The sequence below is a fragment of the Streptomyces sp. NPDC088810 genome (assembly GCF_044750305.1).
Lineage (GTDB): Bacteria > Actinomycetota > Actinomycetes > Streptomycetales > Streptomycetaceae > Streptomyces.
In genome coordinates this window covers 216,764-230,394 of sequence record NZ_JBIVJQ010000005.1, presented here as the reverse complement: position 1 = coordinate 230,394, position 13,631 = coordinate 216,764, and the positions used below count along the sequence as shown (strand labels likewise).

General features: G+C 72.7%; 12 protein-coding genes. 9 read left to right on the top strand and 3 right to left on the bottom strand.

From position 1 onward, the window contains the following. Positions 1–2 precede the first annotated feature (2 nt). Positions 3–1,541: an MFS transporter gene (locus ACIP4Y_RS18820; RefSeq protein WP_401394448.1), complete on the top strand. Its 1,539-nt coding sequence runs from the start codon at positions 3–5 to the stop codon at positions 1,539–1,541. A gap of 31 nt (positions 1,542–1,572) precedes the next feature. Here ACIP4Y_RS18820 and ACIP4Y_RS18815 read toward each other — a convergent pair whose 3' ends face one another. Continuing rightward, positions 1,573–2,085: a MarR family winged helix-turn-helix transcriptional regulator gene (locus ACIP4Y_RS18815; RefSeq protein WP_401394445.1), complete on the bottom strand. Its 513-nt coding sequence runs from the start codon at positions 2,083–2,085 to the stop codon at positions 1,573–1,575. A gap of 129 nt (positions 2,086–2,214) precedes the next feature. On the opposite strand from ACIP4Y_RS18815, the gene ACIP4Y_RS18810 reads away from it, so the two are divergent. After that, the gene (locus ACIP4Y_RS18810) at positions 2,215–3,006 is read left to right on the top strand and encodes a dioxygenase (protein WP_401394442.1); all 792 of its coding nucleotides are present in this window, start codon (positions 2,215–2,217) and stop codon (positions 3,004–3,006) included. A 65-nt stretch (positions 3,007–3,071) separates the two neighbouring features. Here the strand turns inward: ACIP4Y_RS18810 and ACIP4Y_RS18805 are convergent, their stop codons facing one another. Then, positions 3,072–3,590 (bottom strand): GNAT family N-acetyltransferase, encoded by a 519-nt coding sequence (locus tag ACIP4Y_RS18805; RefSeq protein ID WP_401394439.1) that lies wholly within the window; start codon positions 3,588–3,590, stop codon positions 3,072–3,074. 213 nt (positions 3,591–3,803) lie between these two features. On the opposite strand from ACIP4Y_RS18805, the gene ACIP4Y_RS18800 reads away from it, so the two are divergent. Then, a complete protein-coding gene (locus tag ACIP4Y_RS18800; RefSeq protein ID WP_358641655.1) occupies positions 3,804–4,802 on the top strand; it encodes a sigma-70 family RNA polymerase sigma factor in 999 nt (332 codons plus the stop codon). A gap of 567 nt (positions 4,803–5,369) precedes the next feature. After that, positions 5,370–5,960, top strand: a complete 591-nt coding sequence (locus tag ACIP4Y_RS18795) for a TetR/AcrR family transcriptional regulator (RefSeq protein ID WP_401395197.1) — start codon at positions 5,370–5,372, stop codon at positions 5,958–5,960. Here ACIP4Y_RS18795 and ACIP4Y_RS18790 read toward each other — a convergent pair. Continuing rightward, the gene (locus ACIP4Y_RS18790) at positions 5,919–6,917 is read right to left on the bottom strand and encodes a helix-turn-helix transcriptional regulator (RefSeq protein WP_401394435.1); all 999 of its coding nucleotides are present in this window, start codon (positions 6,915–6,917) and stop codon (positions 5,919–5,921) included. The two genes, ACIP4Y_RS18795 and ACIP4Y_RS18790, sit on opposite strands and share 42 nt — an antisense overlap. Before the next feature lie 41 nt (positions 6,918–6,958). On the opposite strand from ACIP4Y_RS18790, the gene ACIP4Y_RS18785 reads away from it, so the two are divergent. The 5 genes from ACIP4Y_RS18785 (at position 6,959) to ACIP4Y_RS18765 (ending at position 12,845) form a co-directional block, all read left to right on the top strand. Further along, positions 6,959–8,488 (top strand): MFS transporter, encoded by a 1,530-nt coding sequence (locus ACIP4Y_RS18785; RefSeq protein ID WP_401394432.1) that lies wholly within the window; start codon positions 6,959–6,961, stop codon positions 8,486–8,488. A gap of 209 nt (positions 8,489–8,697) precedes the next feature. Further along, positions 8,698–9,459 carry a DeoR/GlpR family DNA-binding transcription regulator gene (locus ACIP4Y_RS18780; RefSeq protein WP_401394429.1) on the top strand — a complete coding sequence of 254 codons (762 nt, stop codon included), beginning with the start codon at positions 8,698–8,700 and terminating at the stop codon, positions 9,457–9,459. Further along, the gene (pfkB, locus tag ACIP4Y_RS18775; protein ID WP_401394426.1) at positions 9,456–10,403 is read left to right on the top strand and encodes a 1-phosphofructokinase; all 948 of its coding nucleotides are present in this window, start codon (positions 9,456–9,458) and stop codon (positions 10,401–10,403) included. Before ACIP4Y_RS18780 ends, pfkB begins: the two co-directional genes overlap by 4 nt. Then, complete coding sequence (locus tag ACIP4Y_RS18770) at positions 10,400–10,543, top strand: hypothetical protein (RefSeq protein WP_358641665.1); 144 nt, start codon at positions 10,400–10,402, stop codon at positions 10,541–10,543. The genes pfkB and ACIP4Y_RS18770 overlap by 4 nt, the downstream gene beginning before the upstream one ends. Before the next feature lie 142 nt (positions 10,544–10,685). Then, the gene (locus ACIP4Y_RS18765; RefSeq protein WP_401394422.1) at positions 10,686–12,845 is read left to right on the top strand and encodes a fructose-specific PTS transporter subunit EIIC; all 2,160 of its coding nucleotides are present in this window, start codon (positions 10,686–10,688) and stop codon (positions 12,843–12,845) included. The last annotated feature ends 786 nt before the right edge of the window (positions 12,846–13,631 follow it).

Below are 13,631 nucleotides of genomic sequence, written 5' to 3'. Positions count from 1 at the left end.
CCATGTCCGAAACAGCCCTCAAGGCTCCCGGCGCCACCGCCCCGAGCGGTGACGCCAACCGCTGGAAAGCGCTCGTCTTCATCGCGCTCGCCCAGCTGATGGTCGTCCTCGACGCCACCATCGTGAACATCGCCCTGCCCTCCGCCCAGACGGACCTCGGCATATCCGACGGCAACCGGCAGTGGGTCGTCACGGCCTACGCCCTCGCCTTCGGCGGTCTGCTGCTCTTCGGCGGCCGGATCGCCGACCTGTGGGGCCGCAAGCGCGCCTTCGTGCTCGGTCTGGGCGGCTTCGCCGCGGCCTCCGCGCTCGGCGGTGCCGCCACCACCGGCGCGATGATGTTCGGCGCCCGCGCCCTCCAGGGCGTCTTCGGCGCGCTGCTCGCCCCGGCCGCGCTGTCCCTGCTCGCGGTGATGTTCACCGACGCCAAGGAGCGCGCCAAGGCGTTCGGCATCTACGGCGCGATCGCGGGCGGCGGCGGTGCCGTCGGCCTGATCCTCGGCGGCTTCCTGACCGAGTACCTGGACTGGCGCTGGACCTTCTTCGTGAACGTGCCGTTCGCCGTGGTCGCCGCGGCCGGCGCCTACTTCGTCATCCGTGAGCCGGAGGGCGGCCGCAACCGCAACCCGCTCGACATCCCGGGCGTCCTGCTGTCCACGCTCGGCCTGGTCGCGCTGGTCTACGGCTTCACCCGCGCCGAGTCCGACGGCTGGGGCGACGCGGTGACCGTGTCGATGTTCGTCGCGTCCGTGGTGCTGCTGCTCGCCTTCGTGATCGTGGAGTCCAAGGTCAAGGCCCCGCTGCTGCCGCTGCGCGTGGTGACCGACCGCAACCGCGGCGGTATCTACCTCTCGCTGGGCCTCGCGATCATCGGCATGTTCGGCCTGTTCCTCTTCCTGACCTACTACCTGCAGGTCGTCAAGGGCTACTCGCCGGTCAAGACCGGCTTCGCCTTCCTGCCGATGGTGGCCGGCATGATCACCGGCTCCACCCAGATCGGCACCCGGCTGATGACCCGCGTCCCGGCCCGCCTGCTGATGGGCCCCGGCTTCCTGGTCGCCGGCCTCGGCATGCTGCTGCTGACCCAGCTGGAGATCGACTCCTCGTACGCCGCCCTGCTGCTGCCCGCGATGGTGCTGCTCGGCCTCGGCATGGGTACGGCGTTCATGCCGGCGATGTCCCTGGCCACCCAGGGCGTCGAGCCCCGGGACGCCGGTGTCGCCTCCGCGATGGTCAACACCTCGCAGCAGGTGGGCGGCGCGATCGGCACCGCCCTGCTGAACACCATCGCCGCCTCGGCGACCACCTCGTACGTCAAGGACCACATCGCCGGTGCCACCGCCAAGCCGCAGCAGCAGCTGGTGCAGCTCCAGGGCATGGTGCACGGCTACAGCGCCGCGATCTGGTTCGCCGTCGGCATCCTGGCGGCCGCCGCCCTGATCGCCTTCACCTTCGTCAACGCCGGCCGTCCCGGTTCCACCCCGGTGGCCTCGGGCGAGGGCGTCGAGGACGAGGTGCCGGTGCCGGTGGTGGCCCACTGACGGGCCATGCGGCGAGCGGCCGTACGGTGATTTAGCGGAGCCAGGGGAGGTCCGCACCCGCTTCGTTGGGCTGGAGGCCCTCGGCGACGATCTGCATGATCTCGCCGAGGGCCTTCTGCTGTTCGGGGCCGAGCCGGTCGAACAGCGCCTGCCGTACGGCGGTCACATGGCCGGGTGCGGTGCGCCGCAGCACCTCGTAGCCCTCGTCGGTGAGGACGGCGAACTGGCCGCGCTTGTCGGAGGGGCAGTCCTCGCGGCGCACCCAGCCGTTCTTCTCCAGCCGGGCGATCGCGTGCGAGAGCCGGGAGCGGGTGATCTTCGCCTGCATCGCCAGCTCGGTCATCCGCAGCCGGCGGCGGGGCGCCTCGGCGAGGCCGACGAGGAGGCCGTAGTAGATGTGCGGCATGCCCGCGTCGCGCTGCAGCTGCCGGTCGAGGTGGTCCTCCAGGAGGGTGGTGGCGTGCAGGTAGGCGCGCCAGATGCGCTGTTCCTCGTCGGTGAGCCAGCGGTGCCGTGCGGCGGCGGTGTCCGGTGCCGTGTTCATGCGTTCCACTGTACGAGCCGTCTCCTTGAAACTTGAACAAGTCAGGCGTAGAGTCCGAGCAGGAGCTTGAGAGTTAAAGCATTTGGCTCGACAGCAGTCCCAGCGTCTGGATCACCGGGAGCCGCCGCCATGTCCGCCACCGCTCAGGAGCGCATGCCCGCCCTGTACCTCAGCCACGGCGCCCCGCCGCTCGCCGACGACCCGGTCTGGCCCGGCCAGCTCGCCGCCTGGTCCGCCGGCCTGCCCCGCCCCGAGGCGATCCTCATGGTCTCCGCCCACTGGGAGGAGGCCCCGCTCGCCCTCGGCGCGGTCGAGACCGTCCCGCTCGTCTACGACTTCTGGGGCTTCCCCCAGCACTACTACCAGGTCCGGTACCCCGCCCCCGGCGCACCCGCACTCGCCGAGGCCGTCCGCAAGCTGCTGCGGGCCCCCGGCATCCCCGTCCAGGACATCCCCGACCGGGGCCTCGACCACGGCGCCTACGTCCCCCTCGTCGAGATGTTCCCGGCCGCCGACATCCCCGTCCTGCAGATCTCCATGCCCACCCTCGACCCGGTGCGCCTGATGGACATCGGCCGCAAGCTCGCCCCCCTGCGCGACGAGGGCGTGCTGATCGTCGGCTCCGGCTTCTTCACCCACAACCTCGCGGCCCTGCGCCACGCCGGCCGGGGCGTGCCGAGCTGGTCCTCCGAGTTCGACGACTGGGGCCGGCGCGCCCTGGAGGCCCGCGACTGGGACGCCCTGCTCGACTTCCTGGAGAAGGCCCCGGCCGGCCGGTACGCCCACCCGCGCACCGAACACTTCGCCCCGCTCTTCGTCACCATGGGCGCGGCGGAGGCCGGCGGCGAGCTGGACGCGCAGAAGTCGGTGATCGACGGGTTCTGGATGGGAATGGCGAAGCGGTCCGTGCAGTTCGGATAAGAGTCCGGAGGTTGCAGTCCGGATAAGGGCCCGGAGGGCTGCAGTCCGGATAAGGGCCCAGAGGGCTACAGCCGCTTCTCGTACCAGGCCACGTCCCAGTAGCGGCCGAACTTGCGGCCCACCTCGTGGTACGTGCCGACGTACCGGAAACCGAAGCGCGCGTGCAGCCGCTCGGACGCCTCGTTCGGCTGCGCGATGCCTGCGTAGGCGCGGTGTACGTCCTCCCCGGCCAGGGCGTCGAACAGGGCGCCGTAGAGCAGGGTGCCGATCCCGCGCCGGCCGGCGCCCGGGGCGACGTACACCGAGGTCTCCACGGAGGTCAGGTACGCCGGCTTCGGCCGGTAAGGGCTGGATGTGGCGTACCCAAGAATCTGCTGTGAGTCCGCGTCCGTGGCAACCATCAGCCGGTGGGGGCCGTCTTCCGGGTGGGAGAGCAGCCAAGGGCGGCGCTCTCCCGGAGAGAAGATCGCGGTATCGAATGTGATGGCCGTCTCACGTATGTAGTGGTTGTAGATCGCCGTGAGGGCGTCGAGGTCCCCCTCGATCCCGGGCCTGACCTGCACCTCGACATGTTCCGACGGCATCTCGCCTCCCTGCGCGGCGGAACAGGGTACTGCATGATCAGAAAAATCGGGGGGCGGGTTGGGAATTCTGTCCGGATTCCAGTCGTTGTTTCCCACGGATGCAGGGCACTCGGAGACAGTCTCGGAGCGAGTGAGTGAGTCCGGAGACGGTCCTCCTCAGTGCCGGGCGTTCACCAGGACCACCCGCCAGCCCACCATCGCAAGGGAGCACGCATGGCAACCCGCGCCGTCGCCCGTCGTCAGTCCGCCACCGGCGAGACGGCCGACTCGGCAAGCAGTGTTCGCGCTCATGGCGGCGAGATCGCAGACCGCGACCTGGTCGGCATGTACCTCGACGAGATCGCGCGTACGCCGCTGCTCGACGCCGCAAAGGAGGTCGAGCTGTCCCAGACCATCGAGGCGGGTGTGTTCGCGCAACAGGTCCTCGACGGCGAGGAGGAGTCCAGGTCGGACGCCACCCGCGAGGAACTCGAGGCCCTGGTCGCCGCCGGTGAGCGCGCCAAGGACGTCTTCATCCGCTCCAACCTCCGCCTGGTCGTCGCGGTCGCCCGGCGCTACCCGCGCAGCGGGCTGCCCCTGCTCGACCTGATCCAGGAGGGCAACGCCGGTCTGGTGCGCGCCGTCGAGAAGTTCGACTACCGCAAGGGCTTCAAGTTCTCGACGTACGCCACCTGGTGGATCCGGCAGGCCATCACCCGCTCCATCGCCGACCAGTCCCGCACGATCCGGCTCCCCGTCCACCTGGTGGAGGAGCTGGGCCGCATCCGCCGCGTGCAGCGCGAGTTCAACCGCGAGAACGGCCGCGACCCGGAGCCCGCGGAGATCGCCGCGGAGCTGGGTTCGACACCGGAGCGCGTCATCGACGTCCTCGACTGGGCCCGCGACCCGGTCTCGCTGAACATGTCGGTGGACGACGAGGGCGAGACCCAGTTCGGCGACCTGCTGGAGGACACCTCGGCGGTGAGCCCCGAGCAGTCCGTCCTGACCCTGCTGCGCAGCGAGGAACTGGACGACCTGATCGGCCGCCTGGACCAGCGCACGGCCTCCATCATCAAGATGCGCTACGGCATCGAGGACGGCCGCGAGCGCACCCTGACCGAGGTCGGCAAGGAGCACGGACTCACCCGTGAGCGGATCCGGCAGATCGAGAAGCACGCCCTGCTGGAGCTGAAGAAGCTGGCCCGGAGCACCGGGTTCGACGCGGCGGCGTGACGCGGGGGGCCCGGGGTACGGCGACGGCCGTGAGGGCCCCTGGCGTACCCGGCGTACGGCGCACTGCCCGGCGCGCACCGGGGCGAAAGACGGCGCAAACATGGCGTGGTCCCGTCGCTTCAACCCCTGGGCCGGAGGGAAAAACCCTTCCGGGCCCAGTGGGCCCGGGCACCGCACTCCCCACGCACACCGCACCCCCGGCCACTACCTGGCCGGCCCCACGTGAACCACGTCCCGACGCACACCCCCCCCGGCGCCGGGACCATCCGAGCCGGGCTTCGGCGCCTACCCCCCCCAGGCGCCGGAGCCCGGCCTCTTCTTGCTTCTTCGTGCGGTGAGGGGCGTCTTCCGGCCCCGCCGGGCGCGGGCAGGGGCGCCGCTGTGCGTGCCCGAACACTGGAATGGCGGCCCACCCCGTACCTGAACCCCGGGGTGGACCACCGGATGGCAGATTCTGCCACACGGGCATAGCCTGCCGGGGTGAGCACCACCCCCAGCGCCGCCCACCAGCCGTTTTCCGCCTCCGCGCCGATGTCCCTCACCGAACGCCGGAAGGCCGAGACCCGGATGGAGATCGCCCGGGCGGCGGCCGCCCTCTTCGTGCAGCAGGGCCTGCGGGCGACCCGCGCCGAGGACATCGCCCAGGCCGCGGGCATCGCACCGCGCACCTTCTACCGCTACTTCGCCAGCAAGGAAGAGGCGGTGGCCCCGCTCTACGCGGCCGGCGCCCAGCGCTGGACCGAGGCGGTCCGTGCGGCCCCGGCCCACCTGTCCCTCCCGCAGGCACTGGAACACGCCGCCCGCCACACCCTCACCCCCGGCATCGGCGTCTCGGCCGCGTCCTGGGAGTGGCTGCGCACCCTCATCCGCCTGGCCCGCAGCAGCCCGGCCCTGGGCAAGGTCTGGGCGGAGGTGTGCCAGGCCTCGGAGGCGGCGCTGGCGGAGATCCTGGTGGCACGGGTGCCGGGCAGACAGGCCGACGAGGCGGACCTCCGCTTCGCCGCAGCCGTGGCCGGCGCCGCCGTCCGCGTGGCCGTGGAGTCCTGGGCCACCACGACCACCCCGCCCACCGGCCCCGGCAGCCCGGCGGCCCTCGCCCTCCGCAACCTGCGGGCGCTACGGGACTTCGGGTGGGGTGGCGTCGGGGTCGGGGAGTGAGGCGGCTCTGGTCAACCGCGCCCCCAACTCCCTTACCGACTCCGCCAGTTCCGCCGGGCCCCGGACCGAGAACTCGAACCCCGTCATCGCCAGTCGTACCGCCAGCCACTCCACGGGGTCGCCGGTGGTGCCCTGGAGGAGGGACCCGCCGTTGCCGTCGTCCTCGGGTGTTCCGAGCCACTTGGGTGTCCGTGCGCAGACCTGTTCCGCCGGCGCGGCGAACCGCACCTCGAACGCGTACGTCTCCTGCCGGCGGTGGATCGACTGCCGCAGGTACTCGGCGGCGCTCCCCGTCGGCAACTCCCGTGGCGCGAACCGGACTCCGGTCGCGAACGGTTCGCTCACCCGGTCGACCCGGAAGGTGCGCCAGTCGGCGCGGTCCAGGTCGTACGCGACCAGGTACCAGCGCCGCCCCGTCGACACCAGCCGGTGCGGCTCGGTCAGCCGGCGGGACGCGCTGCCGTCCTTGTCGCGGTAGGCGAACCGCAGCCGCTCGTGTCCCGCCACCGTCGACGCCATCACGGTAAGCGTCTCCGGCGCGATGCTCGGCCCGTCCCCGCTGGTGAGCGGCGTGGTCGCGGCCTGCAGCGTGGACACGCGGTGGCGCAGCCGGGAGGGCAGCACCTGTTCCAGCTTGGCCAGCGCCCGGACGGACGCCTCCTCCACCCCTTCCACGGCGTGCCCGGCACCGGCCCGCAGTCCCACCGCGATCGCGACGGCCTCCTCGTCGTCCAGCACCAGCGGCGGCATCGCCTTGCCGGCCACCAGCCGGTACCCGCCGTCCGCGCCCTTCGTCGCCTGCACCGGATAGCCCAGCTCCCGCAGTCGGTCGACGTCCCGCCGCACGGTACGCCGGGACACCCCGAGCCGGTCGGCGAGTTCACCGCCGGGCCACTCGCGGGGCGTCTGGAGGAGGGAGAGGAGCTGGAGCAGCCGGGCTGGAGTGTCCGTCGTCATGGAGACGAGCATGCCGCAGATATAGGACACGATCTGACCTAATGGGGTCCTACGTTTCTTCCATGACCCCGAACGACAGCACCCTCGCTCCCCCGGCGCCCGACCGCGCCCGCTGGCTGGCCCTGGCCATCGTCATGACCGCGGCCTTCATGGACCTGGTGGACGTCACGATCGTCAACATCGCGATCCCGTCCATCAAGCAGAGCGCCCACGCCTCGGTCAGCCAGATCCAGTGGATAACCGCCGGCTACGCCCTCGCTTTCGCCGCCGGTCTGATCACCGGTGGCCGGCTCGGCGACATCCACGGCCGCAAGCGGCTGTTCCTCCTCGGCATCGGCGGCTTCACCTTCGCCTCCGCCCTGTGCGGCTTCGCCGCGAACCCGGAGATGCTGGTCGCCTCCCGCCTCCTGCAGGGCGGTATGGCCGCGCTGATGGTGCCTCAGGTGCTGTCCATCGTGCACGCCACCTTCCCGGCCCACGAACGCGGCAAGGTCTTCGGTCTGTTCGGCGCGATCGTCGGCCTCGGCGCGGTCTCCGGCCCGCTGCTGGGCGCCCTGCTGACGGAGTGGAACCTGTTCGGCCTCGAATGGCGGCCCATCTTCCTCATCAACCTCCCCGTGGGTGTCCTCGCCTGGCTGCTGGGCCGTCGCTTCATCACCGAGTCGAAGGCCCCCAGGGCGATGAAGCTGGACCTCGTCGGCGTCGCCCTGGTGACGCTGGGCCTGCTGATGCTGCTCTACCCGCTCACCCGCGGCCGCGAGCTGGGCTGGCCGCTGTGGGGGTACGGCTGCATGGCCGGCTCGCTCGTCGTCTTCGCGGCGCTGGTGTCGTACGAAAAACGGAAGGCGGCCAAGGACGGTTCCCCGCTCGTCGAGCTGTCCCTCTTCCGGGTGAAGAGCTTCGCCGCGGGCATCGCCGTACAGACCGTCTTCGGTGTCGCGCTCGGCATCTTCTTCCTGGTCTGGACGCTGTACATGCAGATCGGCCTGGGCTGGAGCCCGCTGCGGGCCGGGCTGACCGGGGTGCCGTTCTCGCTCGCGGTGTCCACGGCGGCCGGGCTTTCGGTGCAGCAGCTGGTCCCGCGGTTCGGCCGGAAGGTGCTGCAGGCGGGCGCGCTGGTGATGGGCGCGGGCGTGCTGCTCTACCTGGGGGAGGCCCGCCACTACGGCCTCGCCATCGCCTCCTGGCAGATGGCCCTGCCGCTGGTCGTGATGGGTGTCGGCATGGGTCTGATCGTCGCCCCGCTGACCGACGCGGTGCTCTCGGAGGTGCCGCGAGAGCACGCCGGTTCCGCGTCCGGGCTGATCAACACCGTGCAGCAGATGGGCAACGCGCTGGGGCTGGGACTGGTGTCGGTGGTCTTCTTCGGGGAGATCGGCGACCGGCTGACCCAGGCGCAGGTCGGTCCGGCGTTCGTGCACGCCTTCCAGCACGCGCTGTGGTGGGTCGCCGGGATCATGGGCGCGATCTTCCTGCTGATGTCCGCCCTGCCGAAGCGTCCGGCCCAGCACGTGGAGGGTGCGGAGCAGGAGGCGCCGGCGGCGCCGAAGGAGCCCGCGCTGGTGCCCTGACCAGGGACGACGAGGGGCCCGGTACCGGTGCGGTACCGGGCCCTTCTGCTGCCCGGACAGCACCGGACGTCCGTTCCTGCCCGGAGGGGGCCCGAATCTGTTTACTTTCCGGATATCCGGGCGTAGCCTGCCGGTGAAACCACACGTTCGGGCATCAACCCGGAAGTGATCGGACATCGGGTCGACCATCGAGGCGGAGGCGAACGGACATGTACGCACCGGAGCGGCAGCAGGAGATCCTCCGGCTCGCCCGTGACGGCGGCCGGGTGGACGTGCTGTCGCTGGCCGAGGAGTTCCAGGTCACCGCGGAGACGATCCGCCGCGATCTGAAGGCCCTCGACCGCGCCGGTCTCGTCCGCCGGGTGCACGGCGGTGCCATTCCGGTGGGCCGCCTGGACTTCGAGCCGGACCTCACCGAGCGCGAGTCCACCGCCGCCGACGAGAAGGACCGCATCGCCAAGTCCGCCCTCACCGAGCTGCCGGCCGAGGGCACGATGATCCTCGACGCCGGTACGACGGTCGCCCGCGTGGCCGGCGCCATCCCGCTGGAGGCGCGGCTCACCGTCGTCACGCACTCCCTGCCGATCGCCGCCCGCCTCGCCGACCACCCGGGCATCCAGCTCCACCTGGTCGGGGGGCGCGTACGGCACCGTACGCGCGCCGCCGTGGACGCCTGGGCGCTGCGCGCGTACGGCGAGATCCGCGCCGACGTGCTGTTCGTAGCCGCCAACGGATTCTCCGCCGAGCACGGTCTGACCACTCCCGACCTCGCCGAGGCCGCGGTCAAGCGGGCCGCCGTCGCCGCCGCCCGCCGCGTGGTGCTGCTGGCCGACTCCTCCAAGCACGGCCAGGAACACTTCGCCCGCTTCGGCGACCTGAGCGATGTGGACCTGCTGATCACCGACAGCGGGCTGAGCCCGGAAGACGCCGCCGCCATCGAGCGCGGTGGCACGGAAGTAGTGCGCGCATGATCCTCACCGTCACCCCCAACCCCTCCCTCGACCGCACCTACGAGGTCCAGGCCCTCAAGCGCGGCGAGGTCATCCGCGCCGAGACCGAGCGCATGGACCCCGGTGGCAAGGGCGTGAACGTCTCGCGCGCGGTCGCCGCCGCCGGCCGGCGCACGGTCGCCGTCCTGCCCCTGGGCGGTGCGCCGGGCGCACTCGTCGCCGACCTGCTCGACGCGCAGGGCATCGAGGTCGCCCCGGTCCCGGTGGCCGGCGCCACCCGCTCCAACATCGCGCTCGCGGAGGCCGACGGGGTGCTCACCAAGATCAACGCGCCGGGCCCGGAGCTGTCGGAGGCCGAACAGGAACTCCTCCTGGACACCGTCCGCTCGCACTCCGGCGCCGCCGACTGGATCGCGTGCTGCGGCAGCCTGCCCCGGGGCCTCGCCCCCTCCTGGTACGCCGACGTCGTCACGCGGGCGCACGCCGGGGGCGCGCGCATCGCGCTGGACACCTCGGGGCGCGCGCTCCTGGAGGCGCTGCGGGCGCGGCCCGACGTGGTGAAGCCGAACGCCGAAGAGCTCGCGGAAGCCGTCGGGCGCCCCCTGGCGACCGTGGGCGACGCGCTCAAGGCGGCCGAGGAGGTGCGCGCGATGGGCGCGGGCGCCGTGCTCGCGAGCCTGGGCGCCGACGGCCAGCTCCTGGTGTCGGACACCGGCGCCTGGTTCGGCAGCGCGCGGGTGTCCGCCGTCCGCAGCAACGTCGGTGCCGGCGACGCCTCGCTGGCCGGCTTCCTCATCGCCGGCGGCACCGGCCCCGAGGCGCTCGTCTCCGCCGTCGCCCACGGCGCCGCCGCCGTGCAGCTCCCCGGCAGCGTGATGCCGACCCCCGCCGACCTGGATCCGGCGGCGGTGACGGTCACGGCCGACATCCCCCTGGACCGCGAACTGACGGAGCCGGTGTCATGACCCCGATCGCGTACGCCGGCACCCGCCCCGGCTTCCGCCGGCTCGGCGGACGTGCCGGGACCGCCCAGCCGGACGCGCCCACCCGACCGGCCACGGAGCGGCGAGGCTCCCCGTTACTCGCCGCCGCCCCGGAGCGGTAGGCCACCCGAGCCGCCGTGCCGTCCCGCGGAGGCGGGGCTTCCCCGGCCCCGCCCCCCGCACCACCCCGTCCCCCCACCGCATCCCCGTCCCCACTTCCGCCCTCCCCACTCCCCGGGCGGTACGCGTGCATAGGAGCCCGCGATGAGCGAAATGATCACCGCGGACCTGGTCGATCTCGACCTGTCCGCCGACACCAAGGAAGCGGCGGCCCGTGCCCTCGCCGAGCGCATGGTGGCCCAGGGCCGGGTGACCGACCTGGAGGGCTTCCTCGCCGACGTCGCCGCCCGCGAGGCCCAGATGCCGACCGGGCTCGACGGCGGCATCGGCATCCCGCACTGCCGCAGCGCCCATGTCACCGAGCCGACCCTCGGCTTCGGCCGCAGCGCCGCAGGCATCGACTTCGGCGCCGCGGACGGCCCGGCCGACCTGATCTTCCTGATCGCGGCCCCCGCCGGCGCCGACGACGCGCACCTCACGATCCTCTCCTCCCTCGCCCGCCAGCTGATGAACAGCGAGTTCACGGACGCGCTGCGGTCGGTGCGGGACGCGGCGACGGCGGCGGCGCTGATCCGCGGGGACGAGGTGCCGTCGGAGGGCGGCGCGCAGGACGCTGCGAGCGCTGCCGAGGGCGCCGCGGGCGCTGCTCCGGGCGCCGTGGGCGCCTCCGAGGACACCGCTGCGGCGCCGGTGGCGGCCTCCGCCGGCGCCGCAGCGGGCAGCACGGCCCCGGCGCCGGGTGCGGCCGTCACGGACGGATCCGCCCCGGCGCCGGGCGCCTCGGCCGCCCCCGGCGAGACCCCGTTCCGCATCGTCGCCGTCACGTCCTGCCCGACCGGCATCGCCCACACCTACATGGCGGCCGAGTCGCTGGAGAGCGCCGGCCGTGAGGCGGGCGTCGAGCTGGTCGTGGAGACGCAGGGCTCGGCCGGCTTCACCCGGCTGGACCCGGCGGTCATCGCGGCGGCGGACGCCGTGATCTTCGCGCACGACGTTCCCGTACGCGACAAGGACCGCTTCGCGGGCAAGCCGACCGTCGACGTGGGCGTGAAGGCGGGCATCAACCGCCCGGCCGCACTCATCGCGGAGGTCCGCGAGAAGGCGGCGCGCGGCGAGGCGAGCGCGCCGGCGCACGGGGCCGCCACGCCGGTCGAGCGCGCGGGCGACTCCACCGAGGGCTACGGCACCAAGCTCCGCAAGTGGCTGATGTCCGGCGTCAGCTACATGGTCCCGTTCGTCGCCGCGGGCGGTCTGCTCATCGCGCTGGGCTTCGCGATCGGCGGCTACAAGATCAACAAGGCGCCGTCGGTGATGGACCACTTCCTGTGGACCCAGGCCGACAGCTGGGGCGCCCTGCTGTTCCAGATCGGCGGCGTGGCCTTCGGCTTCCTCGTCCCGGTCCTCGCCGGCTACATCGCCTACGGGATGGCGGACCGGCCGGGACTGGTCCCCGGCTTCGTGGGCGGCGCGATCTCGCTCACCATCAACGCGGGCTTCCTCGGCGGTCTGGCGGCCGGTCTGATCGCCGGTGGCGTGGTGATGTCGATCCAGCGGGTGCACATCCCCGCGGCGTTGCGCGGCATCATGCCCGTGGTGGTGATCCCGCTGATCTCCTCGGCGATCGTCGGATTCCTGATGTTCGTCGTGATCGGCAAGCCCATCGCCGGCGCCCAGAAGGGCCTGACCGACTGGCTGAACGGCCTCACCGGCACCAACGCCATCCTGCTCGGCGCGCTGCTCGGCCTGATGATGTGCTTCGACCTGGGCGGCCCGGTCAACAAGGTCGCCTACACCTTCGCCACCGCCGGCATCGCGGTCTCCAACCCCAGCGACTCCGCGATGAAGATCATGGCCGCGGTGATGGCGGCCGGCATGGTCCCGCCGCTGGCGATGGCCCTGGCCACCACCGTGCGCGGCAAGCTGTTCACCCCGACCGAGCGCGAGAACGGCAAGGCCGCCTGGGTCCTTGGCGCGTCCTTCATCTCCGAGGGCGCGATCCCGTTCGCGGCGGCCGACCCGCTGCGGGTCATCCCGTCCTCCATGGTGGGCGGCGCGCTCACCGGCACCCTGTCGATGGGCTTCGGCGCCACCCTGCGCGCCCCGCACGGCGGCATCTTCGTGGTCCCGCTGATCGGCAACCCGTTCCTGTACCTGGTGGCCATCGCGGCCGGCGTCTGCGTCACCACGGCCCTGGTGGTCCTCCTCAAGGGCATGCGCAAGCCGGCCCCCGAGTCCACGGCCACCGACCCGGCCGCCCAGCAGGCCCCCACACCGAAGGAGACCAAGCAGCCGGTGGCGGCCTGACCACCACGGCACCACCCACGACACCTGCGCGGCACGGCCCGGGACTCCGCCCCGGGACCGTGCCGCGCCGCGCGTACGGGCGCTACCCGTGCCGGGCTGCAAGCACGACCGGGTTCTGCTGCCGGGCCGCGGGTACGGCCGGTTCTCCTGCCTGCCGCTGGGGCGGGCGGTTCCCCTGCGTGGCTGCGCGTGCGGCCAGTCTTCCTGCCAGCCGCGGGCACGGCCGGTGCTCCAGCCTGGGCCACGGGTACGGCCGTCACGCTGCCGGGCCGCGGGTACGGCCGCTACGGCTGCCGGGCCGCCCGTAACGGGCGATACCCGTGCCGGGCTGCCCGTGCGGCCGGTTCTCCTGCAGGGCTGCGCGTGCGGTCGTTTCTCCTGCCGGACCGCGCGCACGGCCCCTACCCCTGCCGGGCTGCGGGTACGCCCGCTTCGGTTGCCGGGCCGCGCGTGCGTCTGCTACCCCGGCCCGGCCGCGGATGCGGGCGGGTTCTGCTGCCGGGCGCGCGTGTGGTCGGTTCTCCTGCCTGCCGCAGGGGCGGGCGGTTCCCCTGCGTGGTTGCGCGTGCGGCCAGTCTTCCTGCCAGCCGCGGGCACGGCCGGTGCTCCAGCCTGGCCGCGGGCACGGCCGGTGCTCCAGCCTGGCCGCGGGTACGGCCGCTACGCCTGCCGGGCTGCGGGTACGCCTGCTACTCCTGCCGGGTCGCGCGTGCGGTCGGTTCTCCTGCCGGGCTGCGGGTACGCCTGCTACTCCTGCCGGGTCGCGCGTGCGGTCGGTTCTCCTGC

What these genes read in the sequence shown, in the direction of transcription:
- ACIP4Y_RS18820 (WP_401394448.1), top strand. Translation starts at nt 3, where the DNA reads ATGTCCGAAACAGCCCTCAAGGCTCCCGGCGCCACCGCCCCGAGCGGT.
- ACIP4Y_RS18815 (WP_401394445.1), bottom strand. Translation starts at nt 2,085, where the DNA reads ATGAACACGGCACCGGACACCGCCGCCGCACGGCACCGCTGGCTCACC.
- ACIP4Y_RS18810 (WP_401394442.1), top strand. Translation starts at nt 2,215, where the DNA reads ATGTCCGCCACCGCTCAGGAGCGCATGCCCGCCCTGTACCTCAGCCAC.
- ACIP4Y_RS18805 (WP_401394439.1), bottom strand. Translation starts at nt 3,590, where the DNA reads ATGCCGTCGGAACATGTCGAGGTGCAGGTCAGGCCCGGGATCGAGGGG.
- ACIP4Y_RS18800 (WP_358641655.1), top strand. Translation starts at nt 3,804, where the DNA reads ATGGCAACCCGCGCCGTCGCCCGTCGTCAGTCCGCCACCGGCGAGACG.
- ACIP4Y_RS18795 (WP_401395197.1), top strand. Translation starts at nt 5,370, where the DNA reads ATGGAGATCGCCCGGGCGGCGGCCGCCCTCTTCGTGCAGCAGGGCCTG.
- ACIP4Y_RS18790 (WP_401394435.1), bottom strand. Translation starts at nt 6,917, where the DNA reads ATGACGACGGACACTCCAGCCCGGCTGCTCCAGCTCCTCTCCCTCCTC.
- ACIP4Y_RS18785 (WP_401394432.1), top strand. Translation starts at nt 6,959, where the DNA reads ATGGGGTCCTACGTTTCTTCCATGACCCCGAACGACAGCACCCTCGCT.
- ACIP4Y_RS18780 (WP_401394429.1), top strand. Translation starts at nt 8,698, where the DNA reads ATGTACGCACCGGAGCGGCAGCAGGAGATCCTCCGGCTCGCCCGTGAC.
- pfkB (WP_401394426.1), top strand. Translation starts at nt 9,456, where the DNA reads ATGATCCTCACCGTCACCCCCAACCCCTCCCTCGACCGCACCTACGAG.
- ACIP4Y_RS18770 (WP_358641665.1), top strand. Translation starts at nt 10,400, where the DNA reads ATGACCCCGATCGCGTACGCCGGCACCCGCCCCGGCTTCCGCCGGCTC.
- ACIP4Y_RS18765 (WP_401394422.1), top strand. Translation starts at nt 10,686, where the DNA reads ATGAGCGAAATGATCACCGCGGACCTGGTCGATCTCGACCTGTCCGCC.